This is a genomic window from Maricaulis sp. (assembly GCF_017642925.1).
Lineage (GTDB): Bacteria > Pseudomonadota > Alphaproteobacteria > Caulobacterales > Maricaulaceae > Maricaulis.
Map to the genome: position 1 here is coordinate 225,242 of NZ_JAEPOL010000002.1, position 19,394 is coordinate 244,635.

Consider the following 19,394-nt stretch of genomic DNA (forward strand, 5'->3'; position numbering starts at 1 on the left):
TCATGACCCGCCATATCGTCACCACCGGCCTCGCCGTTCTGGGCCTTCTTGCCGCAAGCACCGGCACGGGCCTCGCCCAGGAAACGGACACGCGGCCGAACATACTGGTCGTGGTGGTGGACGATGCGGCCTTCATGGATTTCGGCGCCTATGGCGGTGAGGCCCGCACTCCGGCCATCGATGCCCTCGCCCGGCGCGGCATGCTGTTCACCGCCCACCGCTCGACACCGCTTTGCGCCCCCTCGCGCGCCATGCTGCTGACCGGTCTGGACGCCCACCGGGCCGGGGTCGGCACGATTCCCGAAGTGATCCCGCCGGAACATCGCGGCGCGCCGGGCTATCGCCTGTCGCTGGATCCGTCGGTCGCCACCATTGCGGAAAGCCTGCAGGAGGCCGGCTATTTCACGGCGATGACCGGCAAGTGGCATCTGGGCCATGGCGCGGGCGAGACGCCGGACGCCCAGGGGTTCGACCGGTCCTTTGCACTCGACGCCTCCGGGGCCGACAACTGGGAACAGAAATCCTACATGCCGTATTATCGCGGCGCGCCCTGGTTCGAGGATGGGCAGCCGGCAACACTGCCGGAGGACTTCTACTCCTCGCGCTTCATCGTCGACCGCATGATCGACTATCTCGACACGCCGGAGCGGGACGGCCGGCCCTTCTTCGCCTATGTCGCCTTCCAGGCCATCCACATCCCGCTGCAGGTCGATCCGGCCTATACCGACGCTTATATCGACACCTATGCCGGCGGCTGGGACGCGCTGCGCGAGGACCGGCTGGACCGCGCCATCGATCTCGGCCTCGTCGCACCGGACACGGTGCTGGCGGAAACGCCCGGCAGGCTGCGGTCCTGGGACAGTCTCACCGACGCGCAACGCACGCTCTACACCCGCTCGATGGCCGTGAATGCCGGCATGCTGGAGGCGATGGACGCCCATCTGGGCCGGCTGATCGATCATCTCGACGCGACCGGTGCGCTGGACAATACGCTGATCGTCATCACCTCCGACAACGGTCCCGAACCGAGCCATCCGGTGGGCGAGCCGGGCTTCCGCTTCTGGATGTTCCGCAACGGTATCAGCTGGGATGTCGAGACGCTGGGCGAGCCGGGTACGACCGCCTTTATCGGGCCGGAATGGGCCTTCGCCGCAGCATCGCCGTTCAACCTGTTCAAATTCTACGCCTCGGAAGGCGGGCTGCGCGTGCCGCTGGTGATGGCCGGACCAGGCATTGCACAGGGCGGGCGGGTCGGCGCCGCGACCAGTGTTGCCGATATCGCCCCCACGCTCGCCGACGTTGCCGGGCTCGATGCCGATCCGGCCCGCTTTACCGGACGGTCGCTGGCCGGCCTGCTGACAGGAGCGCCGGACACGGGTTTCGCCGAAAGGAGTATCGGGTTCGAGGTCTCCGGCAATGCCGCCTTCGTGCAAGGGCGCTGGAAACTCGTGCGCAATCTGGCGCCCTGGGGCAGCGGCGAGTGGCAATTGTTCGACATCGAGGCCGACCCCGGCGAGACCACCGATATGGGGGATATCGAGCCTCTTATCCTCGCCCGCATGATTGCGTCGTATAATGACTGGGCGGAGACCGCCGGCGTCCTGCCCATGCCCGAGGGCTACAGCGTGCACCGGCAGATTTTCCGCAACGCGATCCGCCGTCAGCTGAGCTTCTACTGGCCCTGGCTGGCCGGTATCGCGCTGGTCCTGGCCGGAGGCATCGGCATGATCGTCTTCAGCCGCCGCAAGACGCACAGCAACTGAGCACAAACGGGGTCACAAGGGGGGCGCTATGTCCCTCTTGTGTGCACCTTATGTCATACCAATCGGGCAGGTGTGCACACGGTTCGAGCCACCAAAAGACCCGGGTGCCGAACGGTTTGACACCGTCCGGCACCCGTCAGTCGGAGGGGTGGCGTCTAAAATTGGTCTCCCAGCTGAGCAGTCCGTTCAGGGCCGCGAACAGGATCACGATCAGGATCGCCACAGCGAGCACCAGGCTCCACAGTTTGGCGAACCCGCTCTGCCCGCCCTGCCAGACGGTGAAGGCATTCCACAGAGCTAACGCGAAGGCCGGTGGTGCCAGACCAACGCGGATAGGTCTCGGAATTGGTGTATGTCCGCGTTTTTAGGTGGCTGGCAACCGTGCCGCAACCGTATCCAGTCCGCGCAGGATCCATTCCCGCGTCGAGGCCGGGTCAATAACGTCGTCGATTTCCATAAATTCTGCGACGGTGAGCGCCTTGCCCTCGTCGTAGAGGCCCTGGAGCTTGACATTGAAATAGGCGGCGCGTTCAGCCTCGTCCTCAATGGCTTCCAGCTCGCGGCGGAAGCCGAGACGGACGGCGCCTTCCAGCCCCATCGCCCCGAACTCGCCGGTCGGCCAGGCCACCGCGAAAAAGGGCGAGTGGAAACAGCCTCCGACCATGGCCTGGGCGCCGAGCCCGTAGGCCTTGCGCACGACCACGCTGAACAGCGGGACGGAGAGCTGGGCCCCGGCGATGAACAGCCGGCACGCCTTGCGCACCTGGCCCTTCGCCTCGACATCCGGCCCCACCATGAAACCCGGCGTGTCGCACAACGACAAGACAGGCAGGCCGTGGGCGTCGCACAGGGTGAGGAAATCGGTCATCTTGGAGGCCGCATCGGCGTCGATCGCCCCGGAAATCACCTGCGGGTCGTTGGCGATCAGCCCCATCGGACGCCCGCCGATGCGCACCAGCGCGGTCACCGCGGCCCGGCCGTAATCCGGTTTCAGCTCGAGCACGCTGTCGACATCGGCCAGCTGGTCGATCACCTCACGAATATCGTAGACGCGCATCCGGTTTTCCGGGATCAGGCTGCGTAACCGCCGCGGATCGTGGGCGTCGAAATCGGCGACGGTCCCCTGGAAATAAGACAGGTAGCGCTTGGCGACAGCCACAGCTTCGGCCTCGTCCGCCACGACGATATCGATCACGCCATTGCGCCGCTGCATATCGACGGGACCGACCTCGCCGGGCTTGAACACGCCGAGCCCGCCGCCCTCGATCATCGCCGGCCCGCCCATGCCGATACTGGCATTCTCGGTCGCGATGATGACGTCGGCACAGCCCAGCAGAGCTGCATTGCCGGCAAAACAATAGCCCGACACGATCCCCACCAGCGGGACCTTGCCAGAGAGTTTGGCAAACCGGGCGAAGGTGGGGATGTCCAGGCCCAGGCGTGTATCGGTCTCGCCGGGCCGGCCGCCGCCGCCCTCGGCGAACACGACCAGCGGCACGCCAGCGCGTGCGACCAGGTCGATCATCCGGTCCTTCTTCTTGTGATTATAGGCGCCCTGCGTGCCAGCAAAGACGGTGAAGTCGTAGGCGAAGACACCGCAGCGCGACGTATCCTCGCCGAACGTGTCGCCATTGATGGAACCGAAGCCGGCAATCATGCCGTCGGCCGGACTCTTATCGCGCAGTTCCTCCGGCGCGCGGCGGCTGCGCTGGGCAGCGAGGTTGAAGGCGCCATACTCCATGAAACTGCCCGGGTCGCACAGATCTTCAACGTTCTCGCGCGCCGTGCGCTGGTTGCGGCTGCGCCGCCGCGCCACGGCATCCGGCCGGCTGGCGTCCTCCAGCTCGGCCCGGCGCACGAGCATCTCTTCCAGATCGGGGCGGATGTGATCGGGATCGAGGGCGGCGGCCTCCACGGCCGCATCCTCCAGCCCCTCGACCGGCTCGAACGTGCCCAGGCACTGGTCTTCCGTGACCGGATCGCCGGGACCGACGCGCCAGTTCGCGACGACGCCGTCGGCGGGGGCGGCCACCTCGTGCTCCATCTTCATGGCTTCGATGATGAGCACGGGCTGCCCTGCCCGCATCGTGTCGCCCGCCGCCACCTCGACGGAGACCACCACGCCGGAGGTCGGCGCCCTGACGGCCTGCTGACCCGCGGGCAACGGTGCTTCGGCCGACGGGGGTGAAAGGTCCGCGGCGGCCGTCTGGTCCGCATCCGCCTCCAGAGCCGTAGCCGAGACGACCAGCTCGCTCATCACCCGGTCGGCGAAGGCGGTGTCGGCCGTGCCGTCGAGCACTTCCGGCCGGTCGAGCAGGGCCTCCAGCAGGCTCCGATTGGTCTGGCAGCCCTCGATCCGGAATTCGTGAAGCGCGCTCTTCGCCCGCGCCACCAGGGCCGAAAAGCCGCCGCGCTCGCTGTGGACGATCAGCTTGGCGAGCAAGGTATCGAAGGCAGGGTTCGGCCGGTATCCCGCATGACCGGCCGTATCGATCCGCAGCCCCGGGCCGGTTGGCGGTTCGAACCGGGTAATCTGGCCGGCCGCCGGCCGCACCGCCCCGTCGTCCGATACGATTTCCGCATTGATCCGGGCCTGCAGGGCGGTGCCGCGCAGCGGCAGCGCGCCATCCGCCAGCCCCAGCTCCGCCAGCGTCGCGCCTTGAGCCAGACGCAGCTGTGTCTGGACGAGGTCCAGCCCGGTCACCGCCTCGGTCACGGTATGCTCGACCTGCAGGCGCGGATTGGCCTCGATGAAGGCAAACCGCCCGTCCGGCCGCACAAGGAATTCGAAGGTTGCCAGCCCGAGCACGCCCGACGCTTCGGCCAGGCGCAGCGCGGCGGCGGTCATGGCCTGGCGCTGGTCCGGATCGATTGTCGGGCTCGGGGCGATCTCGACCAGCTTCTGCCGGTTGCGCTGCAGCGTACACTCGCGCTCATGGGCATGGATACAGGCACCGGTGCGGTCGGCCAGGATCTGGATCTCGATATGGCGTGCGTGTTCGACCAGTTCCTCGACATAGAGGTCGGGATTGCCGAAGGAGGCCTGGGCCTCGGCCTGGCACGCCTTGAACGCGGCCTCGATCCCGGCGGCATCGCGCACCGGGCGGGTGCCGCGCCCACCGCCGCCGGCGATCGCCTTGAGCATGACCGCACCGTCCTGGCCCAGTGAGCGAAGGAAGTCGCGGACCGTGGCGGCATCCACCGGACCGCCCAGGCCTTCGGGGACCGGCACACCGTGATCGCGAGCCAGATCGCGGGCGCGGGCCTTGTCGCCCAGCAGGGCGAGTGTGGCCGGCCCTGGCCCGACAAAGATCAGCCCCGCCTGCGCGCAGGCCTGGGAAAACGCCGCGCTTTCGCTGAGAAATCCATAGCCCGGATGGACCGCATCGCAGCCGTGTTCGCTGGCTGCGGCCACCAGGGCCCCTATATCGAGATAGGCCGCCGCGCCCCGCCCCGGCAGAGCATGACGGACATCGCCGAAATCGAGATGACGGGCCGCATCCTCGTCGGACGAATGGACCATGACAATGCGGAGCCCGACTTCGCGCGCGGCGCGGGCGATCCGGATGGCGATTTCGCCACGATTGGCGACGAGCAGACCGGTCATCGGGCCTCCGATTGTTACAGGATCAGTCCTTGTGCATCACGCCGGCGGCCAGGAATCCCCCATCGACGGCCAATACATGGCCATTGATGTAACCGGCTTCGCGACTGGCGAGAAACAGGGCGGCCGCGGAGACTTCCTCCGGCGTGCCGTAGCGATCAGCCGGAATGGCCCGGCGATAGACTTTGCGGGTGGTGTCGCTATGCATGCGGGCCACCAATTCGGTCTCGATGGCGCCCGGCGCCAGTGCATTCACCGTGACGCCGGCTGAGGCCAGCTCGACGGCCAGAACGCGGCTGAGCATGATCACTCCGCCCTTGGCTGCACCATAGGCGGCCCGGCCGGTGCCGCCGGCGACGCCTGCGGTGGATGCCAAATTGACGATGCGACCGTACCCGGCCTCGGCCATGACCCGCCCGGCGGCCCGGTTGATGGCGAACGTCCCCGTGAGGTCGGTGTCGATAATACGCGACCATTCCGCGTCGGTGGTATCCAGAAACGGCCGTTCGATACCGATCCCCGCGCTGTGAACGAGGATGTCCAGACGGCCACCTCCGGCCGCCAGGCATTGCGCCACCACCGCGTCACAACGGGCACTGTCGGTGACGTCGAGTTCGACCCCGTCCACCGGGGTCGACGTCAGGGCGGCAAGTTCGGCGACAGTCTCGCACAGGCGGGTCGCGTCACGGTCGGCTACGATCAGCCGCGCCCCGGCACGGGCGAAGTCGCGCGCGACGGCACGACCGATACCGCTGGCACCGCCAGTGATGAGCGCCGTCTGGCCGGTGAAGTCGGCGATCAGGGTCATGAAACCGGGTCGGCCGCGGGCCGCGGCGTGCCGGCCCGGTACTGCAGCACGGCCGGCACGCTGAGCAGTGCCAGCGCGGACGGGATCAACGCCACCGCGACACGGATCCAGAACAGGGCGCGGTCGGACTGTGCCTCGGCACCGGAGACGAAGCCACCGGTGCTCAGGACCAGTCCGACCACGAGCGGGCCGAGGGCAAGCCCGCCCTTCTCGACGGCCGTCCACACACCGGTAAAGGTTCCGGCGGCATCGCGGCCGTCCTCGCGAGCGTCATGGATGATGTCGGTGAGCATGGCGAAAGGCAGGAGCTGGAGCCCCCCGAAGCCCATGCCGACCACGCCGGTCATGGCGATGACCAGCGTCCAGTCTTCGGGCCCCGCTGCCAGCCAAAGCCCGGCCAGGCCGACGACCGTGATCAGTGCCGCGGCCAGATAGGCAGGCACTTTTCCGGTCAGGCGCGAGATCGCTGCCCAAGCGAACATGGACAGGATGGTGCCGCCCAGCAGGGCGAGGAAGACCGTGGAGATCGCCCCTTCGCTGCGGCCGGCGATCTGGGTGACATAGTAGGGCGTGGAGCCGGTGAACACGCCAAGACCGCCGAGCTGGATGATGTAGGCCAGCGCCAGCATGCGGAAGCGTCCGTCACGCAGCGCGTCCAGGAAATGCGCCTTACGGGCCGCCTTCGGGGCCGGAATGACCGGCGCGCGGGCGGTGCCGAAGAATGCAATCAGCATGGTTGCGGCACAGGCCCCGCCCAGTACCCAGGACATGGCGGCAAAACCGCCCCGTCCTCCGCCGAAGGCCTCCAGCAGCGCCGGCGCTGCGGCCGACCCGGCCAGCACACCGGCCATCGCGAAACTCATCCGGTAGGCCATGATCGAGGCCCGCTCGTCGGGATCCGTGCTCATCTCGGCGGGCATGGACAGATAGGGGACAGCGAACACGGTGTAGGCCGTGGCGCTGAGCACATAGACAATGGTGACATAGAGGAAGTTCCAGCGCTCGCCCGGCAGGTCCGGTGCGCTGAACAGGAAAACGAAGCTGAGCGCGGTCAGGATACCGCCGGCCAGCAGATAGGGGCGCCGGCGCCCCAGCGGGGAGCGGGTCCGGTCGGATACCCACCCCATGAAGGGATCGGTTATCATGTCCCAGACTCGGGGTAGAAAAACCGCCAGACCCGCAAGGGCCGGCGAGACCGAGAGAATTTCGGTCAGATAGTAAAGCAGGAGGACGCCGGGCACGGTGAGATAGATACCGGTGCCGATAGAGCCAATGCTGAAGGCCAGAACTATACGTCGGGGCGTTCTTTGCACTGCGTCCTCCCGGAATGGCCCCGGACGACCGGTGGCCGCTCAAGGTGGGAGAGAACCTTGAATGCGTCCAGACCGGACATCCGCCGCCCCTGTCCATTGACTAAAACTGAAAATGACGCCAACCTCATATTTAGTCAACACGAAGCTTCCGGACAGGATGTGAGCATGAGCGAAGCCGCACGCGAAATCAGCACCTTCTCCCACTTCGCCGCGGGCGACGAGGTCGGAGTTTCCGCCTGGATACCGGTGGAACAGAGCATGATCTCAGACTTCGGACGGGTCACGCTCGACCCCGATCCGATGCACATCGACCCGGACTGGGCCGCGGCCAACGGACCCTATGGCGGCACCATCGCCTTCGGCTTCCTGACCGTCTCCCTGCTCACCCACATGCTGCACGACGCAATGGGCAGCGATCCCCAGCGCGCAACGGGCGAGAACGGCCACTTCCTCAATTACGGCATGGACTACATGCGCCTGCTCTCGCCGGTGAAGGTGGGAAGCCGCGTACGCGGCCGGTTCAAGGTGCTGGAAACGCGGACCGACGCGAAAGGGCGCGACATCGTGAAGTTCGGCTGCGAGATCGAGATCGAGGGGAGCGAGCGCCCCGCACTCGTCGCCGAATGGCTGTCCATCTGGATGCCGCCCGAGGCCGCAGCCTCCGCCTGAGCCCCTCCCTCACGCCATCCGGATATCCACGTCATGACAGCACCCGCCCATCCGCCGCATACGCTTCCGCCGACCTTTCCGCGCATCAGCGACTATGTGGCCCACTACGCTGAGCACACGCCCGACGCCGAGGCCATGGTACTGGACGATGAGCGCATCAGCTATCGCGTCTTCAACGACCGGATCGATGCCCTCGCCAGGGCGCTGATCGCGGCCGGCGTAGAGAGAGGCGACCGGGTGGCGACGCTTTCCACGCCCAGTCCCGACTACTTCCTGGCCTTTCTGGCCACGGCGTCAATCGGCGCGATCTGGGTCGGTATGAACCCCCGCTACCAGCTGGAAGAACTCGCGTATGTCGCCGGAGACAGCGCGCCGGTCGTCCTGCTCGCCCGCTCGCGGATGGACGGACGCGACTATGCCGGCGACCTGCTGGAACTGAAGGCGCGCACGCCCTCGATCCGGCAATTGGTCATCTTCGAACGCGACAGCGATCACATACCGGACGGCGCGGTCGCATTCGGGGACTTCCTGGAGGCGGGCGCGTCGCTTTCAGGTAACGCCCATGTCGCACAACGTAACGCTAGCGGCGGCCGCGATGCCTGCATGATCGTCTACACGTCGGGCTCGACCGGAAAGCCCAAGGGCGCCCTGCTGCATCACGAGGGCATTGTCGGCTTCAGCGTCGAACAGCACGGCATCTGGCCGATCCGACCCATGCGCGCGCTCAACTATTTCCCGATCAACCATATCGGCTGCGTAGTGGACGTCTCGACCCCCACCCTCACCGCCGGCGGTACGATCGTGTTTCTCGAGCACTTCTCACCGCGCCGCTCGCTGGAGCTGATGCAGGACGAGAAGGTCTCCTTCTGGGGCTCGGTGCCCAGCACCTTCCAGCTGCAGTTCGCAGATCCCGATTTCGACACATTCGACCTGTCGTCCGTGCAGATGGTTATGTGGGGCGGCGCGGTCATGCCGCGCGAGCTGATCGAGCGCCTGCTCGGCTACAATGTCCCGCTGGCCACGAATTACGGGCTCACCGAATCCGGCAGCGCCATCACCATCGTACCGCCGAGCCGGGATATCGACCTGTTGTCCGGGACCGTCGGCTATCCCTTCCCCGGCACCGAGGTGCGTCTGGTCGACCCGGAGGGCAATACCGTCGCCGACGGCCAATCGGGCGAGATACTGGCCCACTCGGTCTACAACATGCTGGGCTACTGGAACCGGCCCGAGGCCACGGCGGAGACGCTGCTGCCGGGCGGCTGGCTGGCGACCGGCGATATCGGCCGGCGCAATCCGGACGGCAGCTACTCCATCGTCGGGCGGGTGAAAGAGATGTACAAATCCGGCGGCTACAACGTCTATCCGCGTGAGGTGGAGACCGTTCTGGAAAGCCATCCGGCCGTCGACATGGCCGCGGTGGTCAGCACAGCCGACCCCGTCTGGCAGGAGGTCGGCGTGGCCTACATCCTGCCCGGGGGCGATCTCGACCTGGACGATCTCAAGGCCTTCTGCCGCGGCCGCTTGGCCAATTACAAACAGCCCAAGCGCTTCGTTGTTCTCGACGAACTGCCACTGCTGCCGATCGGCAAGGTCGACAAGGTTGCGCTGAAGAAGCGGGCCGCCAACGACTACCGGCCGGCGGACGAAGGAGCGACGGCATGAGCCCGGTTCTCTACGAGACCGGCGGCCGCGTCGCGCGGATCACGCTGAACCGACCGGCCCGTCTCAACGCCATCAACGGGGCCATGCTGGACGGGCTCAACGCGGCGCTGCAGCAAGCTCATGACGACGCGGAAACAGACATCATCCTGCTCGCCGGATCGGGCACCGCCTTTTGTTCCGGCGACGACCTGGTCGAGCTGGCGTCCAACCCACCCCGGCGGGAAGGGCTGGAAGTCGCGATCGACCGGCTGCAGACCATCACCCGGCTGATCATGTTCGGCCCGAAGACGGTAGTCTGCGCCGTGCGCGGCTGGGCAATCGGCGGCGGCGCCTCCTGGCCGCTCAATGCCGACATGGTCATCTGGAGCGAAACCGCCGGCATCCGCTTTCCCGAAGGCCTGCACGGCCTCTTTCCCAGCGGCGGCGCGACGGTCCTGCTGGAACGCTTCTGTGCGCCGCACCGGGCGAACGAGATCCTGATGCTGGGCCGGCCGCTGAAAGGGCCCGAGCTCGTCCGTGCCGGACTGGCCACCGACCTGGTTCCCGCCGCCGATTTCGACGACCGCGTCTCGGCCTGCCTGCACGGGCTACTGGCCCTGCCGTCCGGCACGCTGGCCCGCTACAAGACGGCCCGCATCGCCTCCTTGCGCGATCCGGTCGAATGCGCGCTTCAGGCGGAAACCCGTCAGCTGGCGGACGCGATCGATGCCCTGATCGCGTCCGGCCATTTCCCGGATATCAAAAGGGCCTGAGACCTACTCGTCCGACCAGGGCCGCATCGGTACGGAGATACGGCTGGCAGCCTCGCCCCCGCGCGCGATCTCGAACACCTCGTCTTCGCCGTTGGAATAGCGCCGGAAATAGGAGGCGTCGGTCCCGGCGATGGCCACGCGCAGCCGGTGGCCGGCCTCGATCCGGGCCGCGACGGGGAAGAGCGCGAACTCCACCGCCATCTGCTCGCCCGGCACGACCGGCAAGGCGTCCTCGCGACGATAGCTGTGCGGCGCCGGGCCCATGTCGTAGGGCAGGGTCTGCGGATCCGCCGGTGCCCGGTGGATGGCGCGGAACTGGCCCTCGGTAAGATAGGTCACGCGGCCGTCCGGCGCGACATCTTCGAGATAGACGTGGAAGACGGGATCGTCGGTCGCGGTGGCGACATGCAGCTCGATCACCGGCGTGCCGGCGACCTCCATGTCCGCCTCGAAGGCCGCGGTATCGAAAGCGATCAGCTTGCCGTCCTCTTCACGCCGGTCCGGATAGGCCGGCGCGGTGCCGAACTGGGTGGACCAGCGGGTGCGGTCGCCTGTCTGCGCCGTGAAGTCGACCTCGTAGACATCGACACCCGCCACGCCCGGCCGGGCGGTGCTGAGCGTGTTGCCGGCGGCGAGGAAAAAGTCCGTATCGGCGACGCCTTCCGGCGGCCAGTCCGCCGTCTCGCGGTATTCGCCCGCGCCCATCACATAGTAGTGGATGATGCGGTCATCGTATCCGCGCTCCATGATACGATTGTAAAAGCCGTCCATCACAGCGAACTGGTCGTCCGGCGCGGGACGGGGGGCCTCGATATCCGGCAGGAAGGGATCGGCCAGCACGCGGTTGGAGTGGTCATTCCCCGTCAGCCAGATCTCCATCGGCACGTCCGGTGCCGAACGCCAGCGCGCCAGCGCAGCCTCAGCGGTGCCGCCATCGACCCAGCTGCCCCAGACCTGGGCCGGCGTCGCCTCGCGGCGGATGCCGTCCAGATGGGCGGCCGGTGCCGACTGGAAGAAGACATAACCGTTGAGCCCGGCATCGTCGTGGAATTCCATCTGGGCGTAATCGTCCGGCGCCCAGCGCTCGCGCCCGGCCAGCGCCTCCCGCAACAGGGCATAGTCGTCATCCCCGTCTACCGGTGCCAGGATCGGCCATAGCGGCGCGCAGTCCTCGGCCCGGGCCAGGCAGTCATAGTCCTCGCCTGGCCGCGGCGAACGGCCCTCGTCGGCGGTCTTGGTCGCCCCACCCCAGTTCTGCAGGAACCACTCATTGGCTACGCCGCCGGGGAAGAAGAGCTGCAGGAAGACGTCGAAGTCCACCTCGCGGATGATCGCCCCCTTCAGCGCCGGCGCTGGCCGGCTGGTGGCGATGTCGGCCGTGTCCGCCATGTAGGACGTGCCCTGCGCAAAGACATTCCCGTCCGACCAGGGCTGGGCGGCGATATGGCCGATCAACACGTCCATATCCTCGATTTCCGCCGGCCCGATATCCACCCGCCGGGGGCCGAAGGAGGAGGTCGAGCCGCGCGTGTCGACCGACGCCAGCACGTAGCCAGCCTCCACGAAGCGTTCGAAGCTGCGGATCATGCCCTCGCGCCCGTAGCGGGTCTGCACCAGGATTGTCGGACGCGGGGTCTCGGGCTCGACCCCGCCGGGATAATAGAGGCTCATCGCCACGCGGACGCCATCCGCCATCTCGACATAATAGGACCGGTCGGAGCGCCGGACCTCGGCCTCGGCGGCCGGTTGCGCCGCGTCTTCAGCGCCCTCGCCTGCCGGCTCCGTGCCCGGGGAACAGGCCGTAAGCAGGAGGACGAGAGCGGTGCCGGCCAGAAGGACGGACGCGCGGCGGGTGCGGGCGTGGATCGGCATGGCTTATCCCCTAGTAGCGCAGGTTCAGGCTGACGCCGACGGTGGCCGGGTCGTTGAGCACGATGAATTTCTGACCGACCACATCCTGACTGGACAGATCAAACAGGCGTTCCTTCACCGTCTCGTCGAAGATATTGCGACCCCACAGATTGATCCGCCAGCGGCCATCCGACGATTCCAGACCGATATTGAGGTTCACCAGAGCGTAGGCGTCGACATGGCCGTCCTCCTGGTTGTCGACGGTGAGATAGCTCTCTCCACGCATCAGCACCTCGCCACCCACGAACCAGTCGGTGCCCGGCGTCAGGGGCGTCCGGTATTCAGCATTCAGATTGGCCGTATAGTCCGGCGCCCGAGGGATGTCGGCAAGCGGTGCACCGTTGGGAAGCGTGCCCTCGTCGAACTCGGCCTCCAGCAGCGCGGCGTTGAAGCCAAGCGTCAGATTGTCGGTCGGCTGGGCAAGGATTTCCAGTTCCAGCCCCTGGCTATGCGCCGCGCCAGCATTGACGATGATCGGATCGTAAACGGGCGTCGCTGGATTGTCGCCTGCGACCTGGATATCACTCCAGTCCATATAGAAGGCCGTGACATTGGCCTGCATCAGTCCGTTGAACAACGTCGTCTTCAGGCCCGCCTCGTAGTTCCACAGGGTTTCCGGGTCGAAAGAGATGCCGTTGGCGTCGCCCAGCGCATCGTTGAAACCGCCGCTCTTGAAGCCGCGGCTGACCGTGGCATAGCCCATGACGTCGGGCGTGAAGCGGAAGCGCACATTGGCACTGGGCGTGAACTCGGCCCAGTCGTCCTCGGCGGAGACGGCGAAGTCGCCGCCCAGCAGGCCGACCGGATCGGACTGGGAATAGTTGATCGACTTTTCCTCGGTCGTGTAGCGACCGCCCAGGGTGAAATCGAGCCGGTCGGAAACGTTCCACGTGCCCGCGCCGAAGACGGCAATGCTGGTCGTGTCCATGGCCGCATCCGAGCCCGCCTGGATACCGGCTAGCGACGGCGCCCCGAGCAGGGTCATCAGATCGCCGCCCAGCTCGATGAAGCTGAGATTGTTAGTCTCCTGCTGGTAATAGTAGAGGCCACCGACCCAGTCGAAATCACCGCTCGACCAGGACAGGCGCAGCTCGTTGGAGAAGCGCGAGACCTCTTCGGGATCCCCGTCATAGGCCCATTCCAGCGCCGACCGGTCGGTGTCGGTGCGGTTGGCATAGTCGTGCGTGCGGTAGGCGGTGATGTTCACCAGCTCCACATCGCCGATCATGGTCATGAAATGGGAGGCCACGCCCCAGGCTTCGGACCGCTCATAGGTGATGTCGTCGGCATAGACATTACGGTCGAACGGATCAGCGTTACGCGGCAGGCCGTACAGATCCAGCACCGTCGCGAAGGTGGTGGCGTCGTTGTAGTTCAGCGTCTCAAAGACCAGCGAATCCTGGTCCACCTCGCGATAGTCGGCGCTCAGCCGCCACTCGGTCTGGTCGCCGATATCAAACAGGAGCTGGCCGCGGGCCGACCAGGAATCCTCGGTGTTCACCTCCTCGTCGAGCACGACATTGTAGGACGTGCCGCCGCGCTGGTTACGCACGAAGGCGAGCCGGCCGGACACACGGTCGCCGATCAGCGGACCGCTGACCCCGCCGCCGATGCGGCGGTGATCGTAATCGCCGATCTCCGCTTCCAGATAAGCCTCGAACTCGTCGGTCGGACGGGCCGTGGTGTAGTGGATGAGCCCGCCGATCGTGTTGCGGCCGAACAGCGTGCCCTGCGGACCGCGCAGGACCTCGATCCGTTCCATGTCGAACAGGTCGATCGTGGCCCCTACCCCCTGACCGAGGAAGACCTCGTCGAGATAGAAGCCGACAGCACCGTCGGCACCGGCCGAACCGGAACCGCCGATCACGCCGCGCAAGGAGGTGGGCGAGAGCTTTTCGTCGCCGTAATTGCCGTAGGCCAGGCCGGGCGTGCGGATCGCGACGTCGGCGATGTCGGTGATGCCGGCCCGTTCGATCATGCCCTCGGTGAAGGCCGTCACCGAGATCGGCGTTTCCTGGATCGACTCCTCGCGCTTGCGGGCGGTGACGACGATCGTCTCGATGCCGCCGCGCACCTGCGTGCCGGCCGCGGCATCGGTGTCCTGCGCCAGGACGGTCCCCGCCGCCGCGGTCAGGGCCAGAACGCTCGCACCCGCGAGTCCCGTTTTATGACAATTCATCCCCTGCCCTCCTCCAAGCATTTTATGAAACTGTCCTCAGTTTCGTATTTTGGGGAGCAGTTTTCCCTGCTGTCAATGGGGGATTTCCAAGCCGCGATTTCGGGCATGAAGATGCGGCCCCGGCGCAACGATGCGCAGGGCAGAAAGACACGTATCAGGGAAGAGTTTACGCTTGGCCGCGTGTCGTCTCTCGCGGCTTGAACTCGAGCGCAGTCAAGGACTTGGCCAGACCTTCCAAGCCGCTCGGCAGGTCGAGGCCAGGGTAGAGGACCCTGAACCAGATGACCGAGAGCGCCTTCGCCAGATCGTCGGCCTCGGGTGCCGCCTTTTCCAGGAAATCGACGAAATCCGTATCCGGATAGACCACGACCCGGCGCATGATCTCGTCCATCATCGAGCCCAGAGCCCAGACTGCGAACAGCGCTGCGCTTGGATCAACCGAACCGTCGGGATGATTCTTCACCACGCTGCGCGCGACGCGCTCGTACCAGGCGCGGTTGGTGGAATGGACCAGACGGCTGAAATCCCCGTCCTCGTCACTCATCTGGAAGACGCTGCGCATCAGGCCGGCATTGGCCCGCACGGTCTCAATCCAGCTGGCATTGGCGTAGTGGATCGAGTCGAAGGGCCCGTGACCGCGGCCGGCCTGATTGGTGCCGACGAGTTGCATACCTTCGAGGAATTCGCGCAGCACGGTCAGCGCCACATCCTTCTTGTCCTTGAAGTACATGTAGAAGGAACCGTCGGACGACTTGGCCGCCTTGGTAATGTCGCTGACCCGCATCGCATGATATCCGGTCCGCTCCAGCACGCGCGCCGTGGCAAGCTTGAAGCGTTCGCGGGTGCGTTCGCCCTTGCGCTTGGGCGGATCGTTCTTCAGGCGCCGCGCGAGCTGCGCCTTGTAGCTTTCGACTGTGGCTTCCATCACTTCCCGCTTGTTCGCCCCGACTGCTCGTCATGCCGCGCGGCGCGGTTGTCGTGGCCGGAACAGGTATCCGGACAGATATGAGGTTCGCTTCATAACCGCTTTCGGCACGTCATGACAAACGGCACATGCGCCGCCACCTCGCCGGCCGGTCAGAACAGCGCGCCTTTGGGATCGTAGGCCGCCACGAAATACAGCATCGCATTGAGCTGCAGCACGTCGCCCGCCCGGAAACGCACCGTATGCGCTGCCACCCGCTCGACGATCGGCAGATAGGCCAGAAGTTCGGCGGCCTGGCGCCGTTTCAGCGTCAGCTCTACCTCCAGCGGCGCCTGCGATAGGGCCGAGACCTCCGCCGACGGCAGGGCCCGCACGGCCTCTTCGGCGGCGGCCCGGATTTTCGCGCGGCCGGCCGCCGGGGTCAGCGACCGGGCGGAACTCGCACCGAAGGCCGCCTTTGTGGTTACCGTGGCGGCGCCCGGCAGGATACGCTGTACATGGCCGGTATAGGCATTGTCGCCGGTGGCCAGCAGGACAGGCACGCCGAAATGCGCGGCGATGGCGGCATTGAGATCGGTTTCCGACCAGCTTTCGCCGTTCACCGTCACATCCGCGATCAGACGCCCGCTCATCGTGTGGGCCAGCACGCCGTCAGACGATCCGGCGCCGGCGTGATGCCCGATGAAGAGCATGCCGTCGAACCGGCCCTGCTCGATGCCCTGCATCATCACCAGCGGGCGCGGCCAGCCCTGGACCAGTTCGACCGCGTCGGGGAAATCCGAAATCAGCAGGTTGCGGCCATTGCCGTGACTGTCGGCGACCACGATCTCGCCGGCCCCGGCGGCCCGTGCGCCCTCGATCGCGGCCAGCACTTCGCCGGTCATCAGGCGCCGCGCTTCGTCATGTCCCGATCCGGACGGCTGGAGCTGGTCGATATCGACCACGCCAGCCACCCCTTCGATATCCGCGCAGATATAGATTCGCATGGCGCTACCCCTCGTCCGCGACTGCGCCGCCACCGGCGGCGCGCAGTTCGAAAATGGCCAGTTTCAGCACCGCCTGGATCATGACCAGGCCGGCATAGAGCGGCAGGATCGCCACGACGATGCCGAGATTCCAGTCCAGCGACTCAGTATGACGGGCCGAAGCCCGCGCCACGAAGCCGAGAGAATTTACCAGCAGCACGCCGAGGAAAACCGCAATGCAGGCGCTGCCCGACCAGGCCCGCAGGCGGCGCAGCCACAGGGGATGCCGATCGGTGACCTGGACCAGCACCGGGTCGGCATCCTGGTGGAACGCCACCACGCCGCCCAGAAGCCCGCTCCACACCATCGCATAGCGCGCGCCCTCCTCGGTCCAGGACGGCGCATCGCTGAACCCGTAACGGCCGACGATCTGGATGAAGACCAGCCCCAGCATCAAGACGAGAAATCCGGCCGCACCGGCCCAGACGACGCGGTTCAGCCCGCCGGCCAGCCGGTCCAGCCCGGCCGCGATCCGGTGTGGGGTGCCGCTCATGCCCGCGTCTCCCGCGCCAGCTCGACAAAGCGCTCGACCGCCTCCGGCGGCGCCATGCGCGGATAGGCGGCGCGCACACGCTCGGCGAAGATGCGGCGCAGGGCCGGGTCCGGTTCGATCACCTCGATATCGATCTCCGCCAGCGCCGCCATTTCCCGCTCCCGGCCATTCAGGGCCCAGTCGCGATTGGCCCGATGCCCAGCCGCCACCGCCCGGTCGACGGCGGCGCGGCGTTCCGGCGTCAACGTCTCCAGCCAGCGCGCCGACAGCATCACGGCCCGGTGGGCGGCGCTCATATTGAGGTCGAGGAAATAGCCGATCTGCGAGCCGTGTCCGAACAGGACCGGCGCCAGCGGCGGGTTGAAATAGCCCTGGGCGATGCCGGTCTGCAGCGCCTGGGGCACCTCCTCCCAGGCCACCTGGACGCCCGACGCGCCCAGAGCCTCTATCATCAGCAGGTCGAGCCGCCCCATCGCCCGCAGGCGCAGGCGTTCCACATCGGCGATCTCGTGGATCGGGGTGCGCGCCGTGAACAGGCCGCTCATCCCGCCCAGCAGGGCGGCGTCGGCAAAGACCAGTCCCGCCGGATCGAGCTCGCTCGCCAGCCAGGTGCGGAAGGCGGGCGCGGCGATGAAACGTTCGAAATGACCGATATCGTCCAACAGGAAGGGCAGGCCCGGCGCGCGATACGCGTCCGAATAGGCGACCAGCTCGGTGATGCCGGCGTCATTGGCATGCAGCAGGCCCAGCCCCGTCATCTCGGTGCGGTCCGGTTCGCTGCCCAGCGCGGAATTGGCCGAGATTTCCACGCTCAGCCCGGCCGCGTCTAGCGTCCGTGCGAAGGCGTCCATCCAGATCCACACGCCGTTGACGGGCGAGTTGGCGGCGCCGGCCAGCGCTGCCAGCACGTCGCGCCGGTGTCCGGGGGCACCGCAGGCCGTCACGGCCAGCGCCCCGCCGGCGGCCAGCACCGCCCGGCGTGTCCGGCCCCGGCTCATGCCAGCCCCAGTGCGCGCGGCAGCGCCAGGGTGAGGTCCGGCGTGAAGGTCAGGAAGAGCAGGATCACGATCTCCAGCAGGATGAAGGGCGCGATCGCCCGCATCAGCCGCCAGTAGGATGCCCCGGTCACCGAGGACACGATCAGCACAGCACCGCCCAGGGGCGGGGTGATGAGGCCCATCGTGATGGCCAGACAGATCATCACGCCCAGATGCACCGGATCGGCGCCGAGCACATAGGCGGCCGGCGCCAGAATGGGCGCGATCAGCACCAGGGCGATCTGGGTGTCCAGTATCATGCCGCTGACCAGGAAGACGCCGACCAGGATCAGCAGGAAAGTGTCGAGCCCGACACCCAGCCCCTCGGTCCAGGCGCGCACCAGTTCCGGCACCCCCATCAGGGAGGCGAGGAAATTCGCGGCGGCCCCGGCGACGAGGAGCGAGAAGATCGCGCCGGTCAGCCGTGTGGCCCCGCCGATGGAGTCGCGCAGCATGGGCCAGTCCAGCGTGCGGTAGACCGCCGCCGCGGCCAGCGCGGCGAGCACGGCCAGCGCCCCGGCCTCGGTCGGCGTGACCAGGCCGAAGACGATGCCCGCTAGGATCACCACCGGCATCAGCAGCGACGGGGCCGCCTGCACGGTGGTTGCGACGGCCGGCGGGCGCCGCTCGGCGGCCGGATGATCGCCCAGCCGCGCGAAGACGGCATTTGCGGCAAACAAGCCGGCAGCGAGCACCAGGCCGGGCACGATCGCCGCGGCAAACAGGGCCGCCACGTCGACGCCCATGATGGCGCCGTAGAAGATCAGGATGATGCTGGGCGGGATGATCGGCCCGATCATGGACGAGGCCGCCGTGATCGCGCCAGCATAGTCAGCCGTATATCCGCGCTCGCGCATGGCCGGGACCAGCGTCGTCGACAGCGCGGCGGCGTCCGCCATAGCCGATCCGGACACGCCGGCGAAGAAGAGCGAGGTGGCGATGTTCACATGCCCCAGCCCGCCGCGGGCACGGCCGACCAGAAGGGCGGAGAAGTCGATCAGCGCCCGGGTGACCCCGCCGCGATTCATCAGCTCGCCCACCAGCACGAAGAGCGGCATCGCCATCAGCGCGAACACGTCGAGCTGGGAAAAGGCACGCCGGGGCAGGGCGGCGAGAAAGGCCTCCTGCCCCAGCGCGGGGAAAGCCAGTATCCCGGCCGCGCCGAGCGCCCAGGCCAGGCCGGCGCCCGCGGCGATCGCGGCCAGGGGCGCCAGAATGGCGAGGGGTTTGAGCACGGGGCTTGGGCTCCC

The 19,394-nt window shown here is 67.0% G+C and carries 14 protein-coding genes; 4 read left to right on the forward strand and 10 right to left on the reverse strand.

What is annotated here, in order from left to right; genetic code table 11:
- Positions 1 to 2 precede the first annotated feature (2 nt).
- Positions 3 to 1,763, forward strand: coding sequence for an arylsulfatase (locus JJ918_RS02625; protein ID WP_291882855.1), 1,761 nt, complete (start codon positions 3 to 5; stop codon positions 1,761 to 1,763).
- 364 nt (positions 1,764 to 2,127) lie between these two features.
- Here the strand turns inward: JJ918_RS02625 and JJ918_RS02630 are convergent, their stop codons facing one another.
- The 3 genes from JJ918_RS02630 to JJ918_RS02640 are packed head-to-tail and all read right to left on the reverse strand — an operon-like array spanning position 2,128 to position 7,488.
- Entirely contained in the window at positions 2,128 to 5,370 is a 3,243-nt protein-coding gene (locus tag JJ918_RS02630) for a carboxyl transferase domain-containing protein (protein ID WP_291882857.1), read from the reverse strand.
- A 22-nt stretch (positions 5,371 to 5,392) separates the two neighbouring features.
- Positions 5,393 to 6,175: an SDR family NAD(P)-dependent oxidoreductase gene (locus JJ918_RS02635; protein ID WP_291882859.1), complete on the reverse strand. Its 783-nt coding sequence runs from the start codon at positions 6,173 to 6,175 to the stop codon at positions 5,393 to 5,395.
- Positions 6,172 to 7,488: an MFS transporter gene (locus tag JJ918_RS02640; protein ID WP_291882862.1), complete on the reverse strand. Its 1,317-nt coding sequence runs from the start codon at positions 7,486 to 7,488 to the stop codon at positions 6,172 to 6,174. The genes JJ918_RS02635 and JJ918_RS02640 overlap by 4 nt, the downstream gene beginning before the upstream one ends.
- A gap of 165 nt (positions 7,489 to 7,653) precedes the next feature.
- On the opposite strand from JJ918_RS02640, the gene JJ918_RS02645 reads away from it, so the two are divergent.
- From JJ918_RS02645 to JJ918_RS02655, 3 genes are read left to right on the forward strand one after another with little or no spacing between them, the layout of a single operon-like run.
- Positions 7,654 to 8,157 carry a MaoC family dehydratase gene (locus tag JJ918_RS02645; protein WP_291882864.1) on the forward strand — a complete coding sequence of 168 codons (504 nt, stop codon included), beginning with the start codon at positions 7,654 to 7,656 and terminating at the stop codon, positions 8,155 to 8,157.
- Positions 8,158 to 8,190: 33 nt separating this feature from the next.
- The gene (locus JJ918_RS02650) at positions 8,191 to 9,822 is read left to right on the forward strand and encodes a class I adenylate-forming enzyme family protein (RefSeq protein ID WP_291882867.1); all 1,632 of its coding nucleotides are present in this window, start codon (positions 8,191 to 8,193) and stop codon (positions 9,820 to 9,822) included.
- Positions 9,819 to 10,574, forward strand: coding sequence for an enoyl-CoA hydratase/isomerase family protein (locus JJ918_RS02655; protein ID WP_291882869.1), 756 nt, complete (start codon positions 9,819 to 9,821; stop codon positions 10,572 to 10,574). Before JJ918_RS02650 ends, JJ918_RS02655 begins: the two co-directional genes overlap by 4 nt.
- Positions 10,575 to 10,577: 3 nt before the next feature.
- On the opposite strand, the gene JJ918_RS02660 is transcribed toward JJ918_RS02655, so the two are convergent.
- The 7 genes from JJ918_RS02660 to JJ918_RS02690 all read right to left on the reverse strand — a co-directional run bounded on the left by JJ918_RS02660 (position 10,578) and on the right by JJ918_RS02690 (position 19,379).
- A complete protein-coding gene (locus JJ918_RS02660; protein ID WP_291882872.1) occupies positions 10,578 to 12,446 on the reverse strand; it encodes a CocE/NonD family hydrolase in 1,869 nt (622 codons plus the stop codon).
- 10 nt (positions 12,447 to 12,456) lie between these two features.
- On the reverse strand, positions 12,457 to 14,664 hold the full coding sequence (locus JJ918_RS02665; RefSeq protein WP_291882874.1) for a TonB-dependent receptor: 2,208 nt from the start codon (positions 14,662 to 14,664) through the stop codon (positions 12,457 to 12,459).
- Positions 14,665 to 14,830: 166 nt separating this feature from the next.
- Positions 14,831 to 15,589, reverse strand: coding sequence for a TetR/AcrR family transcriptional regulator (locus tag JJ918_RS02670; RefSeq protein WP_291882877.1), 759 nt, complete (start codon positions 15,587 to 15,589; stop codon positions 14,831 to 14,833).
- A 152-nt stretch (positions 15,590 to 15,741) separates the two neighbouring features.
- Positions 15,742 to 16,575, reverse strand: a complete 834-nt coding sequence (locus tag JJ918_RS02675; protein WP_291882880.1) for a M55 family metallopeptidase — start codon at positions 16,573 to 16,575, stop codon at positions 15,742 to 15,744.
- Positions 16,576 to 16,579: 4 nt separating this feature from the next.
- Positions 16,580 to 17,107 (reverse strand): TRAP transporter small permease, encoded by a 528-nt coding sequence (locus JJ918_RS02680; RefSeq protein WP_291882883.1) that lies wholly within the window; start codon positions 17,105 to 17,107, stop codon positions 16,580 to 16,582.
- Positions 17,104 to 18,105, reverse strand: coding sequence for a TRAP transporter substrate-binding protein (locus JJ918_RS02685; protein ID WP_291882886.1), 1,002 nt, complete (start codon positions 18,103 to 18,105; stop codon positions 17,104 to 17,106). The genes JJ918_RS02680 and JJ918_RS02685 overlap by 4 nt, the downstream gene beginning before the upstream one ends.
- Positions 18,102 to 19,379 carry a TRAP transporter large permease gene (locus tag JJ918_RS02690; protein ID WP_291882889.1) on the reverse strand — a complete coding sequence of 426 codons (1,278 nt, stop codon included), beginning with the start codon at positions 19,377 to 19,379 and terminating at the stop codon, positions 18,102 to 18,104. Before JJ918_RS02690 ends, JJ918_RS02685 begins: the two co-directional genes overlap by 4 nt.
- Positions 19,380 to 19,394: the final 15 nt, after the last annotated feature.